Here is a 25,318-nt window from a genome sequence, read left to right as displayed (position 1 = left end):
TAAGCCGTTTCTATGATTTATATTGAATCATCATTTCTTATCATTTTTTCCACATTTTCTCTTCACGTTTGATCATAACACTCTAGATCATGAGATTCCTCAAAAATAAGATAATTGCATTTATATACACAGAAACGCCTCTCCTCTTTGAAAACAGAGTTAGAATAGTATGACAAACAAATGACGTTATGTTTAATATGACCTAGTCCTATCCAGTCTGTTTTCTTTAATTCGGCTTTTTTTGATAAGGATTTGATGTTTTCCATCTGTCACGCATCACATTTATATGAGCATTGACCCTGTCCACAGCCCTCCTTTTTCTGCAAAATCCTTTGTTTCACTGGTTCTCTCAGAAGAACTCTCCCACCTATCATCGGCAGATTCTATATGATTTCCACCTTTTTCTATTATTTTACAAAATGTAAGCGCTTTTCTTTTTTGAAAGACATAAGCAAGCCGCCAATATAAAGAAAAGGAGGGACAAGAATCCGAACCAAGCAGTTCTCATTCTCATAACGTAAGAGTGTACGAGAATGGATAGCTGGAATGGAGGGCATCACATGTTTGGATTTTCTATGGTGCAAATGGTCAGAACACATGCTAGTAAACTAGATCAGCCTTTAAGAGAGACCGTTCTTCACCTTTATAAACCTTTTAAATGGACGCCATGCTTTCTTCATCGTTTTTTCGAAGGCAGGCTGAAGAAGAAAAAGAAGCTTCGTGTGATTATTGAATTTAAGGAAGATGCAGCCGAAGCAGGGATTCAAAGCACAAAACAGCTCATGAAAAAAAGCAGAAAAACAAATATAAAACGGCATTTTTCCCATATCGACTGCTGCGCTGCTGATCTAACGCCTGCTGCTTTAGAGGAGCTATTAGCAAATGGGGAGCATATTCGTAAAATTTATTTAGACCGGAAAGTTCATGCGCTGCTGGATGTAGCCACACAAGCAAGCCATGCTGAAGAAGTCATCCGAAACAGGACAACTTTAACCGGAGAAGGAATTACGGTCGCTGTCATTGACACAGGAATTTATCCGCATGAAGATTTAGATGGAAGAATTCGAGATTTTGTGGATTTCGTCAAACAAAAAACAAAGCCTTATGATGATAATGGCCACGGTACTCACTGCGCGGGAGATGTCGCGGGAGATGGAGCCGCTTCAGATGGCTTATACAAAGGACCTGCCCCAAAAGCAAATCTGATTGGCGTGAAAGTGTTAAATAAACAAGGGGCTGGATCACTTTCTACTATTATAGAAGGTGTTGAATGGTGCATACAGTTCAACGAAGACCACCCTGATGATCCGATTCATATTATCAGTATGTCGCTGGGCGGAGCTGCGCAGCGTTATGATGACGAACAGGACGATCCAATGGTGCGTGCTGTCAATGCGGCTTGGGATCAAGGCATTGTTGTATGCGTCGCTGCAGGAAACTCTGGTCCTAACAGCCAGACAATTGCAAGCCCTGCTGTCAGCCAAAAAGTCATTACGGTCGGAGCCTACGATGACAGGAATACACCAGAATCAAGTGACGATGTCGTGGCACCGTTTTCCAGCAGAGGGCCAACTGTTTATGGGGAAGCAAAGCCTGATATCCTCGCACCAGGCGTAAACATCGTTTCTCTCAGATCACCAAGATCCTTTCTAGATAAACTCGATAAATCAAGCAGAGTCGATGAGGATTATACAACGTTATCTGGCACATCGATGGCAACACCGATTTGTGCTGGTATTTGCGCTCTACTATTAGAGCATTCACCAGATTTAACGCCAGATGAAGTCAAAACCCTGTTAAAAGAAAATACTGGCAAGTGGTCTGGGGATGACCCGATGATTTATGGAGCAGGTGCAATTGACGCAGAAAAAGCAATCAAAGAATAAAGAAAAAAGCCCTTTACGTTTATGCGTAAAGGGTGTTGTTTGTCTCATTTTTAAGTGTGAAGTCTTTCATCTACTTGAGCAGCTGACATGTTATGCTTCGTTCTCATACATCTCATCTCCTTTTTGAATGTGCGTACGCGCTTCGATCACAATCTCAAAAAAAGTGGAGGATTCCTTGTACATGTCGCGTTCCTTATAATAATTAGCCGCATCAAGTGCTAATTCCTCTAAATCAGCAAACATTTTTTTATTTCTCAGACCAAAAAGGGCCGACCTCAATTGCTCACAGCCGTCTTTCTCTATATAGAGCGCCTGCAAAAATTGGAATTTCAACTGATAAATTTCATCTTCCAATACACAAGCCTCTTTCATTCCTGTAGATATAGCCTCGCCCGCCCGCTGAATATCTCCGAGTTTAAAACAAGTAAGGGCAAGTGAAAACAATGATTTGATCATCGTGGATGCTTGATCTTTCTGATAAAGTGAGATGGCTTGTTCAAAAAAGACAGTCGCTGTATGGTACGTTCCCATACTATAATGGCAAGTGCCTAAGTTATTAAGAGCCATTGCTTTAAAGTAAGATGTGCATTCTTTTTGTTCCATCGCTTCACAGACCTTTAACGCTTTTTCTAAATAAGGAAGCGCTTTTTGATACTGATTAACATCAATCCAATTACCTGCCATGACAAAATCACATTGAATGCTTCTTTTTCCATAAAGCTGATGTTTCTTGTAGATGTCTCTTGCCTTTTTAGCGTAGTGCATGGAGAAATAGGTTTGTTTCATATGATAGTATACTTCTGCGATTTTATAGTAAAATTCTGCTTTTTCAATCTCATCTGTCACTAAAATCAGTTGATGTTCAGCATGCTTGTAATATGAAATGGCCTCGATATAGCGGCGCTGGATAAACGCATACATTCCATGAAAAAAATGAAAATAATAGCCGAGTAAGCCTGTCATCTCATCTTCTGCATCGTCAATTTCTTTAGGAAAGGACACTGCTTGAAGCGTTTCACTCCCTGCATGGACTGGCGCTAAGTGCTGAAGCATCATTTGATGGCGAAAATCCATTAGAGAATAGTATAGGAGTAAATCTTGATCCTCTTCCATATCATGAATTTCTTCTTCAACAAGGCGCTTCATGCCGTTTGCCTGTTCAACTTCAAATTTGCAAATATGCGTGTACCATTGATTGATCTTTACACCTACTTCGGAAGATGGTATTTTGTGTGCCATCCACTTCAGCCCCATTCTATCATATCAAACTGATAACTATTATTTTACATAATTTATGTTTTTAAGGCAAATTGTAAGTTATTACATATTTTATGTTCAAATCGCATATTCCTATCTTTTTTACCAAGTTTAAATAGAGTACTTTTGCCCATCAAAATTTTTTTACGAAGAAGGGTCGAATTCTCTGAGCACTTCTTTTAACGCATTAGTATAGCGTCTGAATGCTTTTTTCTTTCCCTTTCTCGTATCAAAATTGTCAAAAAAAGCTTCTCTTTGCGCTGTACTAATTTCGATCTGCACGCTTTCACCACTCGCATTTCGATTATTTATATTTTTAGGGTCTGTACCAGAAAGCCGTTCTCCTTTTTGTACCATTTCTGCGGAAAATCCCCGATCTTTTAGTTCTCGTACAACTGCTCTTTGCATTTTTTCATTTGTGCCGCCAACGAGCGTGTGTCTTTTATCACTTTTATAGCCGTGGATGGAAATTGAAAAAGGATACGTTTTAATCATTTGAACCAAAATGGGTTCATCAAAATTGGTACTCGTGATATGCAGGTCCCGGTTATTGTCTTGCTTTGTACCTTCGAACAAATACGTAGAGTAGCTTTCTTGAAAGGCTTCTACAATTTCACTTGTTCCTGGTTCAATGTCACCTCCATGAGGAGAAAATACGAGTAAATCACTTCCGCCCTTTTCGTGAAATTCTATCTCATAACCGTCTCTTTCATATCGCATGAGCTGTTTAAAGTTTTCATATTGATCGCCTTGTTTTCGCTCTTTTTGATACTTTTCTACCTCTTGATGATGCTGCTTTTGCTCTTTTTTTTCTTGAACAGAATGGCTGCATTTCACCATTAAAAGAGTACACAGAATAAGAAAGATGAATCCACATATTAGTAACCTTTTCATTTCACCGCTCCTTTTTTCTCTTAGGTGTCATCTTACCGCAATATTTTACTATCAATGGCTTAGAAAATTCAAAGGTTGTCCGGCTCATTTGAATGAATCAGGAGAAGTTACCTGTTTTTAATGTTATCTAGGTATTTCAGAGGTCTTTAAATTTTTGTTGTGAACGTAAAAACTAAATCGTATGACCTCATTTCAATTTTAGTTAAAACCACCTACAAAAATGGCAATATTACTCTTTTCTTCAAACAAAAAAGCTGTAAACAAAAGGAGTGCCCCCTTCAGTTTACAGCTAGTCTCTGTATATCATTATTACATTCTTAATTCATTCTCTAAAGCTGTCATCACTTCATCTTGCGTCAGTCCCTGTGCAAGTGAAATCTCACTCACTAACATACCTCTTGCATCTTCAAGCATCTTCTTTTCACTTGAATTTAATGCTTTCTTCTGATTTCGTCTCATTAGATCTTTGACAACATCTGCACCATCTTCGATCGCACCTGTTTTTAGCTTTTTCAGATTTTCATCATATCTTTGCTTCCAAGTAAGCGTGTCGTCGTTTGTTTCTTCTGCAAAATTGTTCATCACAACTTTCAGCGTTGCTTGATCTGCTACCGGACGTATACCTAGTTGATTGATTCTGCCTTTTGGGACCATCATCTGCATATTCGGCATTTGAATCAGGAAATATTCCTGCGTCTTACCTAAAATCTCTTTTTCTTCCATTCCTTCAATCACACCGGCTCCATGCATTGGATAAACAATTTTATCACCTATTTGAAACAAATCCGCCACCTCCGAAAGTATTCACAATATCATTATAACACATTTCATCAGAGGATAAAAATTTATATTTTATCATGTTAATTTAACACTAGTCAATTCTTTTTATTTGAGTTTTTTCAGAAAAAGGCCTTTTTTTATAAAAGAAGCAAGAGCATCCAGTCCTCATGACTCTTTCTTGCATATACTAGCATTGAGTCACATTTAGGAGGGATGACAATGTGCAAATGCAAGTGCAAACATTCCCACTCACACTGCCATAAAAAGCATGACGATCATTGCCATGAGGATCCATGTAGAGAAAAAAAGTTTTGTCATAAAAAAGATAAATGGTTTGAGAGCGATTTTTGGGATACCTCTCGAAGCTACGATCCCTGTTATTTTCCTAAAAGTGTCTGCAGCAGATGTAAAAAGCGTCGCAGAAGAAGACACAGCTACACAATTTAAGGCTTGACGCTTTACCTGCTTTTCCTTTTCCCGGCTGAAAGGCCGGTTTTTTTCTTTTATATGGATAGGCTCATGAAGCAGATCTGTCTCATAGGATATGGCAACCTGACATAAAGGATGAGATATACATGAACGATATGAACAGCCAAATGAATCATTATCACCAAGAAAATCCCTATCACACATTTGAAAATGTGTATACAGCCAATCATGAGCATATGGTCGCGCCAAACATGCATGATCATATGAATATGCCAAACCATTATCATAGCGGCAAAAAAGATGTGTATAACGCGCACCATCCACATCATCATTCAGTTTATTCACCGTTTCCAAATCAGCATGATACCTTTTCAAAGCATGTTCCAATGAAGGACCATCATCATCTAGGCCATTATGGTGGATACGGGATGATGCCACATCATCCATATGGTTATCAAGATATGCATATGATGATGCCAACAAACCAGCAAATGCCAGGCCATTATTACGGAATGAATCAACCAAATGCGCTATTTCCCCGCTATTACTAAAGAATGACAAAATAAGGGTATAATATCCCATTTAATACCATATGGTAATATGGTAACATTATAGGTAAATAATGGGTGTAATCATCTATTATTTACCTATATTCAACAAGGGGGAAGGAAAAAATGAAAAAAACGTGGACGATTCTTATGATGGGGATGCTCACATTGGTTATGGCACTGTCAGTACCGCTTTCTGCATCTGCTGAGGAAGCCGGCAAAGCAACAACCAATGCAAAACCAGCTGCACTTTACGCAAAAATTACAGGAGCAAGTAAGCAGGAATGGTCTTTTTCTGACATTGAGCTGACGTACAGCCCAAATTCTGTTCTAAGTCTTGGTGCGGTTGAGTTCACTCTGCCAAAGGGTTTCCAAGCAACAACTAAAGACATTATGAACGGTAAAGCATTAAAAGACAGCTACATTTTGAACAACGGACAAACCGTTCGTATCCCGCTCAGATTGGATTTACTTGGAATTTCCAAATATACATTAAAGCTTTCACATAAAGTACTTCCTGCTGCAGGTACATATACGTTCCGTGCAGAAAATCGAGCCATCAGCATCGGTTCCACATTTTATGCAGAAGATACGATTGATATTAATACACGACCAGTTGTGGTCACACCGCCAGATCCTTGCGGATGCTAAATAAAAAAGCGCTCTGATTAGAGCGCTTTTTTTATATCACATCACCCGTTTAAACATCTTCTCCATTTCATAAGTGGAGTGATGAATGATGATCGGCCGGCCGTGCGGACAGGTGAATGGGTCCTTCGTTTGCCGAAGTTCATCTAATAAGGCTTTGATTTCATCATGACGCAAATGACGATTTGCTTTGATTGAGCCTTTACAGCTCATCATAATCGCCGCTTCTTCTCTCAGTTTCTTGATATCAACACGTTTTTCATTAAGCACTTGCTCTATAATCTCTTCGATCAGTTCAGCCTCTTCACCTTTTGGAAACCACTGCGGATGCGACCGAACGATGTAGCTACCTGAACCAAAGGGCTCTAAGAAGACCCCCACTTTCGCTAGAATATCCTTATGCTCTTCAATGATCAGCATATCGTTTTTAGAGTAGTGAAATGTTAAGGGGACGAGCATTTCTTGCACTTCCTGCTTGATCTCTCCCACCTTCTCACGATAATACTCATACTTGATTCGCTCTTGAGCCGCATGCTGGTCGATGATATAAAGACCTCGTTCATTTTGAGCCAAAATATATGTGCCGTGCATTTGTCCAATTGGATACATCACAGGGACGCGCTCATTTTCAGGAATTGTTTCTGTCATTTCTTCGTGCAGTACCGTCTCTTCATATTCAAGTGAAGCGGCGGATTCCTCTAAATGAACACGCTCAGATGAGGCTTCTTCATAACATACTGGTGATGATGCTACTGTCTTCTCTTGTTTAGGCATTCCGTATGCATCGGTATGACTTGTCTCGTATACGATCGATTCGAGCGGCTCCGGCTGATAGGTTAGCGGTGTTTCCGCTGGGCTTTGTTTTCCTTGTTTCGCATCGAAGGTTAAGGATTGCTGCTCATTTTTCACAGCTGGCATTGGTGCTTTTTTTGGTACTGAAGCACTTGGAATGAGCTGCTGCTTTTGAAATACTTCCTTAATTCCTTGTTTAATCAGCTCATGAAGTTCCTGCTCTTTACTTAGTCTCACTTCAAGCTTCGAAGGATGAACGTTCACGTCCACTAGAATGGGATCCATCTTCATCTCAATAAATGTAATTGGATGGCGGCCAATCGGAAGCAGCGTGTGATACCCTTCATGGATGGCTTTCACGAGCGGAAAATGTTTGACATATCGGCCGTTTACAACAGAAGACATATAATTCCGTGATGCCCTCGTCACTTCTGGTAAGGAAATATATCCTTTCACTTCAAAATCAAGTGATTGTACGTGAAGCGGCAGCATTTTTTTAGCCACAGCTGTCCCGTAAATGGCTGCAAGTACATGACGTACATCTCCGTTTCCATTCGTCTGTAGCAGGATTTTCCCTTGATGACGCAAACGGATCGAAACTTCGGGATGAGCTAACGCAATTCGATTGACCACATCCGATATGTTGCCAAGTTCCGTATGAACGGTTTTCATGTATTTTAGGCGGGCTGGCGTATTGTAAAATAAATTGGTGACCACAATCTCGGTGCCGCGGCGGCCAGAGGTTTTTTTCTCTGAAATAATCTTCCCGCCTTGCAAAGCTAAGTGTGTCCCAGCTCCTTCGCCAGTACTTGTTTTCATTTCTAGATGAGAGACGGACGCAATACTTGGCAGCGCCTCTCCTCTGAATCCGAGCGTTCTAACACGGAACAGATCATTTTCGTCTTTGATTTTACTCGTTGCATGACGCTGGAAGGCGAGCTTACAATCTTCAGCATCGATTCCAACACCATTATCAATAATCCTGATAGAAGAAAGACCTGCTTCTTCTACATCGATTTCAATGACTGTACTTTTTGCATCGATCGCATTTTCCACAAGCTCCTTTACAACAGAAGCCGGACGCTCAACCACTTCACCTGCAGCAATTTTATTGGATAGGTCATCGGATAACTGAATAATCTTTGCCATTTCTGCTCACCTCACCTTACATTATAATTTCTTTTGCAATTCATACAGCTTTGTCATTGCTTCAAGCGGCGTCATATCCATTAGGTTGTAAGACTTTAATTCGTCGATGACCGCTTGATCCTTCTGTTTTAGGGCAGCTTTGGGCTGCGGTTTTTCTTCTACTTCAAAGAAAGATAGCTGCTGTTTTTCTTCAGCCTTTTCTGCTTTTGGTGCTGCAGATACGGTTGGGGTCACGTCATGTGATCCGCTCTCAAGCTCCGTTAAAATAGTCTGGGCTCTATTAATGATGGCATCAGGCAATTCCGCAAGCTGCGCTACATGAATACCATAGCTTTTATCAGCTGCACCTTCTTTGATTTGATGTAAGAAAACGACCGTGCCTTCATGCTCTTCAGCTCGCACATGAACATTTTTCAGCTCGCTTAATTGAGATTCAAGGACAGTGAGCTCATGGTAATGTGTAGAGAATAGGGTTTTGGCCCCAATATGATCATGAACAAATTCAATGATCGCCTGCGCAAGAGCCATTCCATCATAAGTACTTGTCCCGCGTCCAATTTCATCAAATAAAATCAAGCTGTTTTTCGTAGCATGCACCATCGCATTTTTTGCTTCGAGCATCTCTACCATAAAAGTACTTTGACCAGAAATCAAATCATCTGCCGCACCAATACGTGTAAAGATTTGATCGAAGATTGGAAGCGTCGCCTTTGACGCAGGCACGAAGCAGCCAATCTGCGCAAGAATCGAGATGAGCGCCATTTGTCTCATATACGTACTTTTCCCTGACATATTCGGTCCAGTGATGAGTAAGGTTTGTCTGCCTTTTCCCATCTGGCAGTCATTCGGTACATATTCCTGGTGATCCAGCACTTTTTCAACGACAGGGTGACGGCCATCTTTGACATCCACGTCATCCTCTGAGAATTCCGGCCGGATATAACGGCGCTTTTCACTGACAGTCGCAAAGCATTGAAGCGCATCAAGCTCGCTCATTTGTTTTGCAAGCAGCTGTAATCTAGGAATATACCCTTTTACTTGCTCCCTAAGAGCTGTAAATAGTTCATATTCCAATTCGTTAATATTTGATTCTGCTTCAAGAATCAGTGCTTCTTTTTCTTTTAATTCAGGTGTGATATACCGCTCTGCATTGGCAAGCGTTTGTTTTCTTTCGTAACGCCCCTCCTCCAGCAGATGTGTATTTGCGCGTGTCACTTCGATATAATAACCAAACACTTTATTAAACCCGACTTTTAAGGAGCGAATACCGGTATATTCTCTTTCCTGCTGTTCAAGCCGTGCAATCCAGTCCTTTCCGTTTCGGCTGGCATCACGGTATTCATCTAATTTTGCATTGTACCCATCTTTAATCAAATTGCCTTCTTTTATCGTCATCGGCGGATTTTCATGAAGTGCATCTTCTAATAACTCAAGCAAGTCACCACAAGGATCAATCTCATTCGCTCTTGATTTTGCCATTTCCTCTGGTAATGAATGAATGAGTTGTTTAATATCCGGTACTTGTTTTAGAGATTCTTTGAGCTGAATCAGATCACGGGCATTCACGTTGCCAAATGCCACGCGGCCCGCTAAACGCTCAAGATCATATACTTGCTTTAATCGTTCGCGCAGATCCTCTCGCTCAAAGAAATGATCCATCAGAATCTGCACCATTTCCTGACGCTCGTTAATTTGCGAAAGGCGAATGAGCGGCCGGTCGATCCATTGTTTGAGCAGTCTGCCGCCCATCGCTGTCTTTGTTTCATCTAACAGCCATAATAAAGAGCCTTTTTTGCTTTTTGAACGAATCGTTTCTGTTAATTCAAGGTTTCGTTTTGAGTAAAGATCGATTTTCATCGTTTGTTCAAGCTCAAATACTTGAACTTTCTGAAGATGGTCCAAGCTTCTTTTTTGCGTCCTTCTTAAATAGGCATATAGTGTTAAAAATGCTGTTTTTAACTTTTCATCAAGATGGGAAATGAGCTGTTCAGCTTCATCTAATAATTCATCACTATCTTCGTATGAAATGGTCGCTTGGCAGCGTTCTTTAAGGGTTTTGATTGTTTCCTCATCCAGCTGCTTTGACACCACAATTTCTTTTGCACCAACAGAATAAATTTCTGATACGACTTCATCTAATCGATCGATGAATGCCGCCATGTTTTCACCTGTTGATAAATCTGACAGCGCAAGACCGTACCCATTTTGAAAGCTGGTAACAGACGCAATAAAGTTGTTCTCGTTTTCACTTAAACCTTTACCATCCATGACGGTTCCTGGTGTAATCAGTTGAACGACTTCCCTTTTGACTACACCTTTTGCCGTTTTAGGGTCTTCCACCTGCTCACAAATGGCGACCTTGTAGCCTTTTGAAATCAACTGTTCTATGTATGCAGACGCAGAATGATAAGGAACGCCGCACATTGGAATTGTGCCGCCGTCTCTGCTTGTTAACGTAATTTCTAGTTCTTGCGCGGCTTCCTTTGCATCATCAAAAAACATCTCATAAAAATCGCCTAGGCGAAAAAATAAAAAGGCATCTTGATAATCTGCCTTGATCTTTAAATATTGCTGTATCATGGGCGTATAACTTGCCATATTTCTAATCCCTCACTATATTACTTTCGAATTCATACCATCTTCAATTATAGCATAAAAAATCACCTTTTTTCTCCTAGATCAGGCACAAAAAAACTAGGGGGATATGCGCCCTAGTCATTCATTACTCTTCTGGCTCACCTGCTAGGAATTCTGGATGAATATCCTCTAACTCCTCATCCACTTCTTCTTCCCACTCGTGATCATCTTTTTCTTTCCAGCTTGAATTGACCTCTACGACAATTTTTGTTTCACCGACTACCTCAGCAATGAATTCACGCTCTGCCTGAACGATAATTTTATTGCCATTTGGAGAAATGGTCACTTCTAAGCAATTGGGCTGCTGCAATACTTTCGCAATTACTTCGTGCTCATCATCAAGGAAATTCTTATCTTTATATCTCAGTTTAATGATGTCTACATACTTCACACGCTCTGTGACGACTTCTGTTTTCGTGTTGTCGGCGTAAGAGTACCATACGTTAATATCAAATGTTCCTTCGATCTCAACGGTTTTACCGACCTTTTCAGCATCATACTTATGATTAATGATCCAACCACCTAGGATGCTGGTTGGTTTTTGCGATGGAGAAATGGTGTGTGTGCTTTGGGTGAATTTCCTCCCTTTTGCAACCACCGCTTTTGTAATAATTTCTCTGTATTCAGACATTCCGGCATGCCTCCTTGTTCTTGATCGTTTTATCTTATGCTGGGCATTCGTCTAGTGTGTCACGATTTTGAACTTCATGTTCAATTAAATTCATTTCTGTTTCAGTGTATGCATGGTCGCCCATAAACTTGCCTTGAAAATTGGAAAAGTTGGAGAGTGAGAGATTGGGTTGACTGAAATGGGGTCATTTGATGTAATAAAGATAGTAGCCCTTCTTTATATAAGGAGGAGATATTATGAAAGAATTTAATATTATAATAAACATTTTTGGATTAAGCATTGAGCTTCAGTTCAAATCTTTTAATCTGTAAAATCAATTCATTTTTAGTTGATAACACTTCAATATAATATTTATTTTTTACAAAATATAAGGGCTACTGCATCAACATTTTGTTGTTGATGCAGTAGCAAAATACAAATAACATATATTCTATATAATAAAAACCCCGCATCTGCGGGGTTTTCTCATTTAATGGAGCAACTTGGTGATGAGTTTTTCACTTTTGAACCGGTTTCTCCTAATAAGAGGTCACCGCCGGTTGAAAGAATGATTTCATCTGTTACTTGATTCGAAATCGTGTGCGCTACAAGCTGAAGCAGGGAATTGACTTCCATTTGTGATTCTTTGAATTCTTGAATCACTGGGATGTCATCCAGTTCTTCTTGCAGGGCATCGATTTTTTCTTCGACTTGCTTTAAGGCTTCATGTTTGCCGTAATGCTTTAAGTTCACAGCTTGTTTTTGAAGCGCCTTAATTTGATTAATGATCGTTGAAATTTTTGTATTTTCATTGATTTGCGCTTCTGCTTTTTTGAAGAAATCAACTTCTTCCGTTTCAGAAATCATTTTAGCGAGCTCTCTTGCACGCTCGACAATCTCTTTCTTTGAATAAAGTGTCATTTTAATTCACCTCGATAGCTTCTCCAACCATTTCTCCGTCAAGAGACCAAGTTTTGGCTTGTGTGATTTTCACTTTGACGATGTTGCCAATCGCTTCTTTTGGTGCTTTAAAATTCACAAGCTTGCTTTTACTTGTATATCCGGCTAGGATCTCAGGGTTGTTTTTACTTTCACCCTCTACTAATACTTCGACAATCTGCCCTTCATATTCCTTCATTTTTTTCGCAGAAATTTCATTCACAAGTGCATTTAGGCGCTGCAGACGTTCTTTTTTCACACGCATTGGCACGTTGTCTTTCATTTTCGCTGCAGGCGTTCCTTCTCTTGGAGAATAAATGAATGTATAAGCAGCATCAAACTCAACCTCGCGATAGAGGGAAAGTGTTTCTTCAAACTGCTCATCTGTTTCATTTGGGAACCCAACAATAATGTCCGTTGTTAATGAAGCATTCGGCATAGCTTCTTTGATTTTGCGCACAAGATCAAGGTAACGCTCACGGTCATATTTTCTCGCCATAAGCTTCAGCACAGAAGAACTTCCGGATTGAACTGGCAGGTGAATATGATCGAGAAGGTTTCCTCCCTTGGCTAAGACTTCAATTAAGTGATCATCAAAATCACGCGGATGGCTTGTTGTAAAACGGATACGCGGAATATCAATTTTTCGCAGCTCATCCATCAGGTGGCCAAGACCATATTCCATATCTTCAAAATCTTTTCCATATGCATTTACGTTTTGACCAAGAAGGGTAATTTCCTTATATCCTTCTGCCGCTAAACGTCTGACCTCTTGAATAATTTCATCTGGGCGGCGGCTTCTTTCCTTGCCGCGCGTGTAAGGTACGATACAGTATGTACAGAATTTATCACAGCCGTACATAATGTTCACCCAGCCCTTGATTTTACCTTGACGGGCTCTCGGAAGGTTCTCAATCACGTCGCCTTCTTTTGACCAAACCTCAATGACCATTTCTTTTGAAAGGTAGCATTCAGATAACAGCTCTGGCAGGCGGTGAATGTTGTGCGTGCCGAAAATCAAGTCAACAAATGGGTGTTTTTTCAAAATACGGCTCACGACAGATTCTTCTTGTGACATACATCCACAGACACCTAAAATTAAATCTGGCTTTTCACGTTTTAATGCTTTTAAATGACCAAGCTCTCCAAACACTTTATTTTCTGCATTCTCACGAATAGCACAAGTGTTTAATAAGATGACATTTGCATCTTCCGTTGAGTTTGTTGGTTCATAGCCAAGCGCCATAAAAATACCAGCCATCACTTCTGTGTCATGCTCATTCATTTGACAGCCATATGTGCGAATATAAAACTTGCGGCCGTTTCCTAACCCTTGAAACTGCTCGTCAATTTGAAATTGATTGTATTCAACTTCTTCTTTACCCCGTTTTTTTGCATCTTTTAAGGAAGGCGGAATGTACACAGCTTCAAAATATTTGCTGTAGTCCTTCTCGGATTTTTTGTCCGATGAACTTACTTGTCCGCTCGCTTTTCTCTGCTCTTCATTCATGAATTTGTACTCCTTTCAAACCAAGTTCCACCCTACAGTATAGACTATTTTGTGATGAATTGAAAATAAATCATATGTGTCATCACTTTTCAATCCACCCGGATTCTGCATGAGTATTGAATAGGTTTTAACAGTATGTTATCTTTCTCCAAAGGATTTTGTATTTCTTTTACAATCTTCATTTGCTTTGTACCGACACTCTCAACTAAAGTAATCACATACGCTTCTTTTTCCTCTTCTGCTACCATTCTTTCTTGTTCAGATAAGAAGAAAGGAAAGTCTTGATGAGCAAGTTTAGAACCCTTCACCTCTATAAGTTTTTCTTTTCCATCAGGGTAATAAGATTTGATATCAAATCCATGACCATCCTCCGTCTCGGCTAACCAATTGACATTTTTCGCTAATTGCTCCTGACCCGCTGCTTTTAATTGCTCTACTTCCATATCATAAACAAATTTCTCTGCTATTCGACCTGTCTCTTCATTTTGCTTGGCTCTTTCTTCTCTTAATTGCTTATAAACGTCTCTATGGATGATTCTTTTTCGTTTTATACTCTTATTAATCTTTGTGTCCATATGAAGATCCGGATTCGAATATATTTCGAAAATAAAATCATAAAAAAATTCATTTAAGTTATATATGTCCTTTAAAAATTCGTATTGATTAAATGTATCAATATTATACCTTTTAAATACCAAAGAACCTGCTGCATATTTTTTAGGTCTATCAGATTCTCCTAAGTAAAAATCACCTATTTCAAATCCTTTTAAATTAGGACTATTCATCAATTGAGGTTTTAGTCGTTCTCGCCAAACACTCGCTTCATATTCAATCTTTTTGAGAGATAGATTTTCAGTACCTAAACCAATCGATAAATAAAAGTCTTTGCCATTATTAGCGAATAAAATGACTATATATAATCCTTTTTGTGTTGTTGTTTTATTTGTTTTTTGATTCTTTGTTAAGAGCTGGTCTAGAAACGCTATCCAAATAGACTCTGAAACTTTTCCATTTCCTGTAGATGCTTTAATATCGATTCTATCCAAATTTTTCATATGACGTTTTTCTAATTCATTTTGAATTTTGTTTGGTATCTCTTTATTAAACATTTTGTGAAAAGGGTGATTCTTATCTGTTATTACATTGCTCTTATAATCTAAATATTGCTTATAAAAATCTTCTTTATTAAATAACATTTGTCTCATCACTTACCCCAATAGATCTTTTTACATATATTATACATAACAAACGGTAGATTTGATGAAAATTGGAAAGAATATCGTCAAAAAAAAGAGAGCCTGCGCTCTCTCAATCAAGTATGTCTAGTTTTTTTGCTTCTTCTTCAATGATTGTCAGTGCCCGGTCTAGTTCTTCTTTTGTGTGCTCGGCTGTGATGATGGCTCTAATTCTTGCCTTGCCTTTTGCTACAGTTGGGAAGGCGATGCCTTGGGCAAACACGCCTCGTTCTATTAAAGCCTTTGAGAAACGAAAAGTAAGTGCTTCGTCTCCAATCATGATTGGGATAATCGGTGTCTTTGTTGGAGCGACTTGAAATCCAAGGCTGATGACTTTTTCTTTAAAATAAGCGGCGTTCTCCCAAAGTGTATCGATTCGCTTCGGTTCATCTAAGAGCACTTCAATCGCTTCTTCACACGCTCTAGTCACAGCTGGCGGATGTGAGGTGCTGAATAAAAACGGTCTTGCTTTATGCTTTAAATAATCAATTAAAACCGCTGAACCAGCCACGTAGCCGCCGAGCACTCCGACAGCCTTGCTAAGTGTCCCGACCTGAATGTGCACTCTGCCGTCGAGTTTAAAATGGTTGACCGTCCCGCGGCCATTCTCGCCAAGCACGCCCGAGGCATGCGCATCGTCTACCATCACAAATGCATCATATGCTTCTGCGAGCCTGACGATCTCAGGAAGTGGCGCGATATCTCCATCCATCGAGAACACACCGTCTGTAACGATGAGGCGGACGCGGTAATTCATTGATTTCTTCAAAATTTTCTCCAGCTCTTCCATATTAGAATGACTGTATACTTTCTTATCTGCTTTGGTTAATCGGATTCCATCAATAATGGAGGCATGATTCAGTTCATCTGAAATGACAATATCATCTTTTGTCAGGATACTGGATAAGACCCCTTGGTTGGTCGTAAAGCCTGATTGGAACACAAGAGCAGCTTCTGTCTTTTTAAATGAAGCAAGCTTTTTTTCAAGGCGTTCATGCATTGTCATTGTGCCGGCGATGGTTCGTACAGATCCTGTACCCGCACCGAATTCATCAATCGCCTCTTTTGCTGCTTTCATCAGCCTTGGGTGCGAGGTGAGGCCTAAGTAGTTATTTGAGGAGAGTTGTATGACAGATTGTTCATTTAATGTAACAGTGGATGATTGTTTTGAGTCGATCTCTTTCAAAGTTTGGTGGGTGCCTTGCTGCTTCATTGTGTCCAATTCATCTTGTAAATATGTGAATTCTTTCATCATTTCTTCCCCCTTTGATATGATGGCATCATCAGTACGACTTTTCCGCACGTACCGCTTTGCATAAGTTCAAATCCCTTTTGGAACTCTTCAAATGGCAGTGTATGAGTGACAACTGGCTTTACATCAATGGTATTCGTTCTTAACAGCTCAGATACTTGACGCCACGTCTCAAACATTTTTCTCCCCGTGATCCCTTGCACGGTTAATCCCCTAAAAACAATTTGATTCGTAATATCAATTGTCACTGGTCGTTCTGGCAAGCTTAGTATATTGACTTTTCCTCCATTTGCACAAGCTTCGAGTGCTTGATTAATGGCAGCTGGATGACCTGACATCTCACACATCACGTCTGCCCCTTCCATCCGCGTGAGCTGCTTAATCATCGCGACTGGATCATCTTTTCCAATATCTACAATATGATCTGCACCCATTTTTCGGGCAAGATCGAGCCTGTATTCATTTTTATCAACAGCGAACACTTGAACAGCCCCGGAGGCTTTTGCGACAGCAATTGCCATTAAACCGATTGGTCCGCAGCCAAAAATCGCCACTGACTTACCTGAAACAGGTGTGTGCAGTACAGTATGAACAGCATTTCCTAGCGGCTCTTGTATAGAGGCAAGCTCAACCGGCATTTGGGCTGGATTGTGCCACACATTTTGTTCAGGTACTTTGACATATTCAGCAAAACAGCCATCAATGTCTACCCCTAAAATTTTCGTTTCACTGCACAAATGCTGCTGCCCTGTTAAGCACATATAACATTGATTACATACAACATGCGTCTCAGCCGATACAAAGTCCCCTGCCTTTGCTCGTGAGACTTGCTTCCCCACTTTAACAACTTCCCCAGTAAATTCATGTCCAAAAATGTAGGGCGCTTTGACTCTTCCCTTAGCCCAGTCGTCCCAATTATAAATATGCACGTCTGTTCCGCATATCGAAGTGGCTTTCACTTGGATCAAAACTTCATGATTTTTGATTTCTGGAATCGGCATCTCCATCAACGCCGCTCCGTAAGCGCTTTCTTTTTTAACAATTGCTTTCATCGTTCCACACATGACGTACAACCCCTTTGTTAAAAAACTTCTCCCAATCAGATTTTAACACGACTTATTTTAGTCGTAAATACCACTGTCCACCAGATAAACACAAATGAACACCCCACATATTTTTTTGGATATTTTTCTAAAAAAAAAGCAAATCTCCTTTCGATCGGAGATTTGCTTTCATCGTCAGCGTTTCTTTGAAACGGCAACATATAGGGCTGGCACAATGAATAATGTCAGAATTGTTGAGAAAAACACACCTGATACAATGCAGATTGCCAGCGGCTTAAAGAGTGGATCATGACTTAATGCAACAGGCATTAGTGCAACAAGTGCCGTAAATGCTGTTAAGAGAATCGGCTTCATCCTTGCTCTTCCTGCTTCAATGACAGCTGTCTGTTGATCAAACCCTTGCTTGCGCCGCTGCTCAATAAATTCGAAGAGGACGACCGCATTTCGGACGACAATACCAGCCAATGAGACAATTCCCATTGTTGCCATAAAGCTGAATGGTGTTTGTGTAACAAATAGTCCGATAATGGCTCCTGATACGGCTAAGTAAACCGTTCCTAGAACTAACAGCGGAAGCATCAATGAATTGAACTGGAATGCGATGGTCACATAAATGAGCAGCAAGACAACTGCAAATAAGAGGCTAATTTCAATAAAGAACTGGGTCTGATTTTCATTTTCTCCACCTTGTGAAATGGTCAAATCCTTCGCTGCAGAACTTTTTCCTACTTGATTGACGACTTCTTTCATATCGTCTTTAAACGAATCTGATGCACCGGGATACGCCTTCAGCGTAATGGTCGGCACTCCATTTTCATGTGGAATGCTTTCGTACTGCTCTGTTTCTTTTTCTTTTACATATCGGCTAAGCGGCTCAAGTTGAGGCATACCGCCTTCATTTGTCTTCACAGGCACATTCATTTCTTTTAGCTTTAAACCATTTTGATGTGTGCCTGTATCCTGTTTCACCACTAAATCGATATCATTTGTTCCTTGTTGAAAGGTACCTAATGGAATCCCTTCTGTCACAAGACCAAGCTGTCTGCTGACAAATTGAGCACTGAGCCCATCCTCTGCCATTCGCTCGCGGTTTAATTCAAAGGAGATCGTTTTCACCGGCTGATTGACATCGTCCGTAATCAAGCTTGCCCCTTTGTCTTTCATTTCATTTGTCAGCGTTTCTTTGACATCAATGAGCTTTGAAAAAGATTCACCCGCAACCGTTACTGTCACTGGTGCTCCAGCTGGCGGCCCTTGAACAATGGTTTTCATAAAGATTTCTGCCTCATTGAATTTCTCTCGCAAAGGCTCAGTCATACGATCTATCAATGCCTTACTAGTTATCTGATCATTGTCTACTCTCACAACAACTTGACCGGTGTGGTCACTTGCATTTGAAATACTTTCATTAAACAGGTTCGGCACACCGCCGCCTGCAAAAATCGCCGTTTCTTCAATGCCTTTTTGCCGTTTGATCTCTTGTTCTATTTTCTTTAGTGTTTCATTTGTTTTGTCTAGTGTTGTTTCACTTGGAAGTGTGACAGTGACGACCACTTCTTTCTTATTCGCCGCAGGGAAAAATTCAAATGGTGTGACGAAAATAAGTAAAAAAGCAAGCGTTGCAACGAGCAAACCACTTAGTCCAATAACGAGCGGCCGCTTCACAATGTTTGTCAGCACACGGTCTGCATAAAAATCAGCCAGCCTTTTTAATGGTTTCCCTAGGAATCCCGGCTCTTTTTGACTGTATTTGTTCTTTCTTTTCCGGTTCACAGTATATTGATAGACCGGTACAAGTGTCAGAGAAATCACCATGGATGCAAGCACAGTCGTAACTAGAACAGACGGTAATGCCCGAATAAATGAACCGTTTGCACCTGATAGGAAAACAAGTGGCAGGAAGGCAAATACAACAGCTAGTGTTGATGTCAAAATGGATCCTGCGACTTCTTTCACTCCTGCAATTGTTCCTTTAAGCGGACTTTCGTATTTTTTCATTTGTCTTAAAATATTATCATTGACGACAATGGCATCATCGACAAGTATCCCTAAGGCAATAATAAAGCCGATGATCGAAATTTGATTGAGGTCCACTTGTAAAAATGGCAGCGGAATCGTTCCAATTGTAATCGATAGCGGAATGGCTAGTGAAACGATAAATGCCCCGCCAATCGTGAGTCCAAGTGTGGTAACAATTATGACAGCAATGACCGCAACAATGGCTTCTTTTATTAAATCATTGAAAATGGTATCCACTTCACTTTTTTGTGAATAGTAGTCTACCCACTCCACCCCATTTGGCAGCTGCTTTTCTTTCTCAATGACATCACTGACTTTGTCATACATTTTAGGAATATCAAGCCCTGGTTTAATATTCACAGTAAATGAATAAGCGGGCTTTCCGTTATACGACACAATATCACTTTTCTGTTTTTCAACTTCTTTTAAACTGCCAAGCTGACTAATTGTGACCGGCTCTCTTTTCGTTTTAGAAAAAAGCTCAATCTTTTTAACCTGATCTAAGCGGTCATATGTATCGATGGACAGCTTCACCTTCTCTTTGCCTGCCCGAATATCGCCTAGTGGAGATGTGTCAAATTCCTGATTGATGGCATTTGTGACATCAGTTACATTGAGCCCTTCACCCTCCAGCTTGTTTGAATCTAAGTTTAATATCGCTTGTTTGTCATTGAAGCCTTTGATAACGACACTGTCTACCCCTTTGATGTCCTCCACTTTTTCCTTCAATGCACGCAGCGATTTCTGACTCTTTGCTAAGTCCGATGATTCACTCGACACAATCATATAAGAACCAACCGGCACGCTGCCAAATTCATCCTTTACTTCCGGCTCCATCACCCCATCAGGAAAAGACGACGCAGCACTTGTGGTTTCATTCTTAATTTGACTTGCCGCCTTTTGAAAGTCGGCTTGGTCCTCAATTTCAATCACAATATTTGAGAAACCAATGGCTGAAACCGAGCTCGTTTTCTCTACACCGTTGATATCAGATAGGGCTGATTCCAGTTTATTGGTGACATCTCTTTCCACCTGTTTTGCATCTGCACCAGGAAAAACGGTAGAAATCGTGACGAGATTCGCCTCGAATTCTGGCAGTTCTCGTTTAGGAAGCTGCGCGAATAAATAGCCGCCAGCAATGAGAACGATAAAAAATAAAATAAAAACTAGCTTTCCTCTTTTCAAAAAAGCTTCGAACATTATTTCACCTACTTAAATATTTATTTTTGATGAAGTAAATTCAACTTAATCTTAATTTATCATCATGGTGAAAAAATGCAAGCTCTAATATGTCATTTTTATCTATTTCACGAACTGAATATGTTATATAAGAAATGTATAGCGGTAAACAAAAACAACCTGCTTACATGATGTAAGCAGGTTGAAAATAATAAAATTAGAATTATCGTGGCTCAACAATCAATTTGATGGCTGTTCTTTCTTCTCCATCGATCAGAATGTCAGTAAAGGCTGGAATGCATATCAAATCCACTCCGCTTGGCGCGACAAATCCCCTTGCAATGGCGACAGCCTTAACCGCCTGATTCAGTGCTCCAGCGCCGATTGCTTGTATTTCCGCTGCACCGCGTTCACGTAAAACGCCGGCTAATGCTCCTGCTACTGAATTCGGATTTGACTTTGCTGAAACTTTTAAAATTTCCATTTCTGCTCCCCCTTAAATTTACAATGGATAAGTGAGTGTTCATTAGAACAATCTTTGTTAGATGATGCTATTTTTTTGAAAATCCATCCCCAAAATGTTTTTCAAAAATAGCAGGCTACCTACCATTTTTACTATATTCACGATAGAGGGCGCATATTCCTTCTTTCTGATTAATATTTTTCTGAAATAAATATGTGAACATTTATTCAAAGAAAATATGGTCATCATTTATCAAAATTCGATCAATTTTGACAGCTTTTTTCGACTGTTCGTCAATTTCTACGATCACTGCACTTAACGTCGTGCGGCCTTCTGCAATTTCAAAACGAACTGGGAGACTTGTTTTGAATCGTTTAATGATCGTTTCTCGGTCAACACCTAAAATGCCATCATAAGGTCCTGTCATCCCGACATCTGAAATATACGCAGTTCCTTTAGGCAATACGCGGTTATCTGCTGTTTGAACATGTGTATGCGTTCCAACGACACATGATGCACGGCCGTCTGTATACCAGCCCATCGCTTGCTTTTCACTTGTGGCTTCACCATGAAAATCAATAAAAATAAACGGTGTCCGTTTGGATGCTTCCGCAATTAATTCATCTACTTTTTGAAATGGGCAGTCAATTGGCGGTAAAAACGTACGTCCTTGCAGGTTGATGACAGCCAGTTCTTTTCCTTGTTTTTTAATAAACGTGAGACCTTTTCCAGGTGTGCCTTCTGGGAAGTTAGCAGGTCGGACCATATTTGCTGCATCATCGATGAAATCGAAAATGTCTCTTTTATCCCATGTATGGTTACCCATTGTGAGCACATCAGCTCCTGCTTGCAGCAGCTCATGATAGATTTTTTCAGTTAGACCTTTCCCGTGAGCAGCATTTTCTCCGTTGACAATAGTAAAGTGCGGCTGATATTTTTTCTTCAGCTTTGGCAAGTATTCTTTCAGTGTGTCTCTGCCAGGTGAACCGACGATATCTCCAACAAATAATATTTTCATGCGCTTTTGAACCCTTTCTCTTTTAAATTGATCTTCTTATCAGTGTTGCATATTTACACAAAAAAATAAAGCGGCGCTAAGCGCACCGCTCTATTTTGCATACTCTACTGCGCGAGTTTCTCGAATGACTGTCACTTTAATGTGACCAGGGTAATCGAGCTCGTCCTCAATTCGCTTACGAATATCCCTTGCTAGACGGTGAGCTTCAAGATCATTAATTGAATCTGGCTTCACCATAATACGTACTTCACGTCCAGCCTGTATCGCAAACGATTTTTCAACACCTTCATAAGATTCAGAGATATCTTCTAATTTCTCAAGTCTCCGAATGTAATTTTCAAGTGTCTCACTTCTTGCACCAGGGCGTGCTGCAGATAATGCATCAGCTGCCGCAACAAGAACAGCGATAATAGATGTCGGTTCTTGGTCACCGTGGTGAGAGGCAATACTGTTGATAACAACAGGATGCTCTTTATATTTCGTCGCAAGCTCAACGCCAATTTCTACGTGGCTTCCTTCTACTTCATGATCAATGGCTTTTCCAATGTCATGCAGAAGACCTGCTCGTTTTGCAAGCTTTGCATCTTCTCCAAGCTCTGAAGCCATGAGACCTGCAAGATGTGCAACCTCAATTGAATGCTTCAGGACATTTTGTCCATAACTTGTACGGAATTTTAAGCGGCCGAGAATTTTGATCAGATCCGGATGCAGACCGTGAACTCCGACTTCGAATGTCGTTTGCTCACCCATCTCACGGATATAATCATCGACTTCACGGCGTGATTTTTCCACCATTTCTTCAATTCGTGCAGGATGAATGCGGCCATCCTGGACTAGCTTGTCCAGAGCTATCCTCGCTGTTTCACGTCTAATCGGATCAAAGCCCGATAGTATGACAGCTTCAGGTGTATCATCTATGATCAGGTCAATACCTGTTAACGTTTCTAACGTACGGATATTTCGTCCTTCACGTCCGATAATACGACCTTTCATCTCATCATTTGGAAGATTGACTACAGATACCGTTGTTTCAGCCACATGATCAGCTGCACAACGCTGTAACGCAAGTGAAAGAATGTTTTTCGCCTTTTTGTCAGCCTCTTCTTTCGCTCGGTTTTCAGATTCTTTCGTCATGACTGCAATGTCGTGGGAAAGCTCATTTTCAACTTGATCCAGAATGATTTGTTTCGCTTCATCTCGAGTTAGACTTGAAATACGTTCCAACTCGGCTTTCTGCAAACGAATCATATCATCCACTTTGCTTTCCATCTCTTCAATATGTTGTTGTCGTTCATTCAGAGAATGATCTCTCTTCTCCAACAGGGACTCCCGTTTATCTAAAGATTCGTCTTTGCGATCAAGATTTTCCTCTTTTTGAAGTAAACGGTTTTCTTGTCTTTGAAGCTCATTTCGTCTTTCACGAACTTCTTGCTCCGCCTCTACACGAAACGAATGAATTTCATCTTTCGCTTCCAAGAGCGCTTCTTTCTTCAATGCTTCCGCATCACGCTTTGCATCCTCAACAATTTGTTCGGCCATGTTTCTTGCGCCGGATATTTTTGCTTCTGCAATGGTTTTACGAACAAAGTAGCCAACAACTAAACAGATTAGGCTCAGCAAAATGGAGATGATCGTAAACATCGTAGGCGACATATTTTCACCTCCTCTTGCTATGAACTTGGTTTTACAAATAAAGTGTCGGCATGTACATTGTTTTGTGTCTCAACATACAGGGCCTTCACAGGGAATGAGATCCTCACTGCCCTTGTCAAGTTTAAATTAGTTATCAATCATGTTAAGAAAAACAAGTGATACATTCCCATTGTAATTGTGTCGGAAATACTTGTCAAGCTAGTCAGACTGAGGCGTAAGTCGTTATTTCAAGCAAAGACAGAACTTTTGACCTGCCAGCTGTCATGTAAATGTAAAAAAAAGACGCTTTTCAGCGTCTTTTAGTCTTTTTAGTCATTAAACTCCAATTCTTCTTGTCCTTCTTCTTCAGCTGCTTTCACTCCGTTTGTATCCAAACCGTAGTGTTCGCGAATTTGCTCCTGGATCATCAGCATGATATCTTTATTTTCTTTTAGGAACTGTTTCGCATTTTCACGGCCTTGTCCAAGACGTTCCTCTTGGTAAGAATACCAAGCACCGCTCTTTTGTACGATATCCAGCTCGCTTCCAAGGTCGATGATTTCTCCCTCTTTTGAGATCCCTTCACCGTACATAATGTCTACTTCGGCAATACGGAATGGAGGTGCTACTTTGTTTTTGACCACTTTAATTCTCGTTTTATTCCCCATAATGTCATTGCCTTGTTTCAGCTGTTCAGCACGGCGCACTTCTAAACGAACAGACGAATAGAACTTCAGCGCACGTCCACCAGGCGTTGTTTCAGGGTTACCAAACATGACACCAACTTTTTCACGAATTTGGTTGATAAAGATGGCAATTGTTTTTGATTTGTTGATGGCACCTGATAGTTTACGGAGCGCTTGGGACATCAAACGTGCTTGAAGACCAACGTGTGAATCACCCATGTCTCCTTCAATCTCTGCTTTTGGTACAAGAGCAGCTACAGAGTCAATAACAACAATATCAACTGCCCCGCTTCGGACAAGAGCTTCTGCAATTTCAAGTGCTTGCTCTCCTGTATCCGGCTGAGAAAGTAACAGTTCATCAATGTTGACACCTAGTTTTTGAGCGTAAACTGGATCGAGTGCATGCTCTGCATCAATAAATGCAGCTTGTCCTCCCTGCTGCTGAACTTCAGCAATGGCATGAAGGGCTACTGTCGTTTTACCAGAACTCTCTGGACCATATACTTCGATAATACGGCCGCGGGGATATCCGCCTATTCCAAGCGCAGTATCAAGTGCTAACGAACCACTAGGTACTGTTGAAATACGTGTATCTGTTTGCTCTCCTAGTTTCATAATAGAGCCTTTACCAAACTGTTTTTCTATTTGTTTAAGAGCCATATCTAAGGCTGCTTGACGATCACTCATTCTA

At 40.4% G+C, this 25,318-nt stretch carries 19 protein-coding genes; 3 read left to right on the top strand and 16 right to left on the bottom strand.

All coding sequences use genetic code 11. From position 1 onward, the window contains the following. Positions 1–560 precede the first annotated feature (560 nt). Positions 561–1,886: a S8 family peptidase gene (locus NSS80_RS08625; protein WP_041117458.1), complete on the top strand. Its 1,326-nt coding sequence runs from the start codon at positions 561–563 to the stop codon at positions 1,884–1,886. 90 nt (positions 1,887–1,976) lie between these two features. On the opposite strand, the gene NSS80_RS08620 is transcribed toward NSS80_RS08625, so the two are convergent. The 3 genes from NSS80_RS08620 to NSS80_RS08610 all read right to left on the bottom strand — a co-directional run bounded on the left by NSS80_RS08620 (position 1,977) and on the right by NSS80_RS08610 (position 4,820). Continuing rightward, positions 1,977–3,125, bottom strand: a complete 1,149-nt coding sequence (locus NSS80_RS08620; RefSeq protein ID WP_034281920.1) for a Rap family tetratricopeptide repeat protein — start codon at positions 3,123–3,125, stop codon at positions 1,977–1,979. Between the two features lie 162 nt (positions 3,126–3,287). After that, the gene (locus NSS80_RS08615; protein WP_041117457.1) at positions 3,288–4,037 is read right to left on the bottom strand and encodes a poly-gamma-glutamate hydrolase family protein; all 750 of its coding nucleotides are present in this window, start codon (positions 4,035–4,037) and stop codon (positions 3,288–3,290) included. Between the two features lie 309 nt (positions 4,038–4,346). Further along, positions 4,347–4,820 (bottom strand): CarD family transcriptional regulator, encoded by a 474-nt coding sequence (locus NSS80_RS08610; RefSeq protein ID WP_024424099.1) that lies wholly within the window; start codon positions 4,818–4,820, stop codon positions 4,347–4,349. A gap of 572 nt (positions 4,821–5,392) precedes the next feature. Between NSS80_RS08610 and NSS80_RS08605 the strand changes: the two genes are divergently transcribed. Further along, on the top strand, positions 5,393–5,797 hold the full coding sequence (locus NSS80_RS08605) for a hypothetical protein (RefSeq protein ID WP_034281914.1): 405 nt from the start codon (positions 5,393–5,395) through the stop codon (positions 5,795–5,797). A 123-nt stretch (positions 5,798–5,920) separates the two neighbouring features. Beyond that, complete coding sequence (gene bslA, locus NSS80_RS08600; protein WP_024424102.1) at positions 5,921–6,445, top strand: biofilm surface layer hydrophobin BslA; 525 nt, start codon at positions 5,921–5,923, stop codon at positions 6,443–6,445. Between the two features lie 36 nt (positions 6,446–6,481). On the opposite strand, the gene mutL is transcribed toward bslA, so the two are convergent. From mutL to recA, 13 genes are all read right to left on the bottom strand, one after another. Further along, positions 6,482–8,383: a DNA mismatch repair endonuclease MutL gene (gene mutL, locus NSS80_RS08595; protein WP_041117455.1), complete on the bottom strand. Its 1,902-nt coding sequence runs from the start codon at positions 8,381–8,383 to the stop codon at positions 6,482–6,484. A 21-nt stretch (positions 8,384–8,404) separates the two neighbouring features. After that, positions 8,405–10,981 (bottom strand): DNA mismatch repair protein MutS, encoded by a 2,577-nt coding sequence (gene mutS, locus NSS80_RS08590; RefSeq protein WP_342498457.1) that lies wholly within the window; start codon positions 10,979–10,981, stop codon positions 8,405–8,407. 124 nt (positions 10,982–11,105) lie between these two features. Beyond that, a complete protein-coding gene (gene cotE / locus NSS80_RS08585; RefSeq protein WP_034281908.1) occupies positions 11,106–11,651 on the bottom strand; it encodes an outer spore coat protein CotE in 546 nt (181 codons plus the stop codon). A 465-nt stretch (positions 11,652–12,116) separates the two neighbouring features. Further along, positions 12,117–12,551 carry a RicAFT regulatory complex protein RicA family protein gene (locus NSS80_RS08580; RefSeq protein WP_008358013.1) on the bottom strand — a complete coding sequence of 145 codons (435 nt, stop codon included), beginning with the start codon at positions 12,549–12,551 and terminating at the stop codon, positions 12,117–12,119. A gap of 1 nt (position 12,552) precedes the next feature. Next, positions 12,553–14,079, bottom strand: coding sequence for a tRNA (N6-isopentenyl adenosine(37)-C2)-methylthiotransferase MiaB (miaB, locus tag NSS80_RS08575; RefSeq protein ID WP_034281907.1), 1,527 nt, complete (start codon positions 14,077–14,079; stop codon positions 12,553–12,555). Positions 14,080–14,168: 89 nt separating this feature from the next. Then, positions 14,169–15,284, bottom strand: coding sequence for a DUF3578 domain-containing protein (locus tag NSS80_RS08570; RefSeq protein WP_235362218.1), 1,116 nt, complete (start codon positions 15,282–15,284; stop codon positions 14,169–14,171). Between the two features lie 103 nt (positions 15,285–15,387). Further along, the gene (locus NSS80_RS08565) at positions 15,388–16,566 is read right to left on the bottom strand and encodes a glycine C-acetyltransferase (RefSeq protein WP_041117449.1); all 1,179 of its coding nucleotides are present in this window, start codon (positions 16,564–16,566) and stop codon (positions 15,388–15,390) included. Then, on the bottom strand, positions 16,566–17,630 hold the full coding sequence (gene tdh / locus NSS80_RS08560; protein WP_041117447.1) for an L-threonine 3-dehydrogenase: 1,065 nt from the start codon (positions 17,628–17,630) through the stop codon (positions 16,566–16,568). Before tdh ends, NSS80_RS08565 begins: the two co-directional genes overlap by 1 nt. Before the next feature lie 174 nt (positions 17,631–17,804). After that, complete coding sequence (locus NSS80_RS08555) at positions 17,805–20,849, bottom strand: efflux RND transporter permease subunit (RefSeq protein ID WP_317222035.1); 3,045 nt, start codon at positions 20,847–20,849, stop codon at positions 17,805–17,807. A gap of 202 nt (positions 20,850–21,051) precedes the next feature. Further along, entirely contained in the window at positions 21,052–21,312 is a 261-nt protein-coding gene (spoVS, locus tag NSS80_RS08550) for a stage V sporulation protein SpoVS (RefSeq protein WP_003211281.1), read from the bottom strand. A 202-nt stretch (positions 21,313–21,514) separates the two neighbouring features. Further along, complete coding sequence (locus NSS80_RS08545) at positions 21,515–22,309, bottom strand: TIGR00282 family metallophosphoesterase (RefSeq protein ID WP_024424109.1); 795 nt, start codon at positions 22,307–22,309, stop codon at positions 21,515–21,517. A gap of 90 nt (positions 22,310–22,399) precedes the next feature. Further along, complete coding sequence (gene rny, locus NSS80_RS08540) at positions 22,400–23,962, bottom strand: ribonuclease Y (protein WP_003211958.1); 1,563 nt, start codon at positions 23,960–23,962, stop codon at positions 22,400–22,402. Between the two features lie 308 nt (positions 23,963–24,270). After that, positions 24,271–25,314 (bottom strand): recombinase RecA, encoded by a 1,044-nt coding sequence (gene recA, locus NSS80_RS08535; RefSeq protein WP_034281901.1) that lies wholly within the window; start codon positions 25,312–25,314, stop codon positions 24,271–24,273. Positions 25,315–25,318 lie beyond the last annotated feature (4 nt).

This window comes from Bacillus sp. FSL M8-0350, from assembly GCF_038593345.1.
Classification (GTDB): domain Bacteria; phylum Bacillota; class Bacilli; order Bacillales; family Bacillaceae; genus Bacillus; species Bacillus safensis.
Note: the sequence above shows the minus strand (reverse complement) of the source record. Positions and strands in the feature narration are given on the sequence as shown.

Excerpts from the sequence above, each read along its gene's own strand:
- NSS80_RS08625 (WP_041117458.1), top strand. The coding sequence starts at position 561 with ATGTTTGGATTTTCTATGGTGCAAATGGTCAGAACACATGCTAGTAAA.
- NSS80_RS08620 (WP_034281920.1), bottom strand. The coding sequence starts at position 3,125 with ATGGCACACAAAATACCATCTTCCGAAGTAGGTGTAAAGATCAATCAA.
- NSS80_RS08615 (WP_041117457.1), bottom strand. The coding sequence starts at position 4,037 with ATGAAAAGGTTACTAATATGTGGATTCATCTTTCTTATTCTGTGTACT.
- NSS80_RS08605 (WP_034281914.1), top strand. The coding sequence starts at position 5,393 with ATGAACGATATGAACAGCCAAATGAATCATTATCACCAAGAAAATCCC.
- bslA (WP_024424102.1), top strand. The coding sequence starts at position 5,921 with ATGAAAAAAACGTGGACGATTCTTATGATGGGGATGCTCACATTGGTT.
- mutL (WP_041117455.1), bottom strand. The coding sequence starts at position 8,383 with ATGGCAAAGATTATTCAGTTATCCGATGACCTATCCAATAAAATTGCT.
- mutS (WP_342498457.1), bottom strand. The coding sequence starts at position 10,981 with ATGGCAAGTTATACGCCCATGATACAGCAATATTTAAAGATCAAGGCA.
- cotE (WP_034281908.1), bottom strand. The coding sequence starts at position 11,651 with ATGTCTGAATACAGAGAAATTATTACAAAAGCGGTGGTTGCAAAAGGG.
- NSS80_RS08580 (WP_008358013.1), bottom strand. The coding sequence starts at position 12,551 with ATGACACTTTATTCAAAGAAAGAGATTGTCGAGCGTGCAAGAGAGCTC.
- miaB (WP_034281907.1), bottom strand. The coding sequence starts at position 14,079 with ATGAATGAAGAGCAGAGAAAAGCGAGCGGACAAGTAAGTTCATCGGAC.
- NSS80_RS08570 (WP_235362218.1), bottom strand. The coding sequence starts at position 15,284 with ATGAGACAAATGTTATTTAATAAAGAAGATTTTTATAAGCAATATTTA.
- NSS80_RS08565 (WP_041117449.1), bottom strand. The coding sequence starts at position 16,566 with ATGAAAGAATTCACATATTTACAAGATGAATTGGACACAATGAAGCAG.
- tdh (WP_041117447.1), bottom strand. The coding sequence starts at position 17,630 with ATGTGTGGAACGATGAAAGCAATTGTTAAAAAAGAAAGCGCTTACGGA.
- NSS80_RS08555 (WP_317222035.1), bottom strand. The coding sequence starts at position 20,849 with ATGTTCGAAGCTTTTTTGAAAAGAGGAAAGCTAGTTTTTATTTTATTT.
- spoVS (WP_003211281.1), bottom strand. The coding sequence starts at position 21,312 with ATGGAAATTTTAAAAGTTTCAGCAAAGTCAAATCCGAATTCAGTAGCA.
- NSS80_RS08545 (WP_024424109.1), bottom strand. The coding sequence starts at position 22,309 with ATGAAAATATTATTTGTTGGAGATATCGTCGGTTCACCTGGCAGAGAC.
- rny (WP_003211958.1), bottom strand. The coding sequence starts at position 23,962 with ATGTCGCCTACGATGTTTACGATCATCTCCATTTTGCTGAGCCTAATC.
- recA (WP_034281901.1), bottom strand. The coding sequence starts at position 25,314 with ATGAGTGATCGTCAAGCAGCCTTAGATATGGCTCTTAAACAAATAGAA.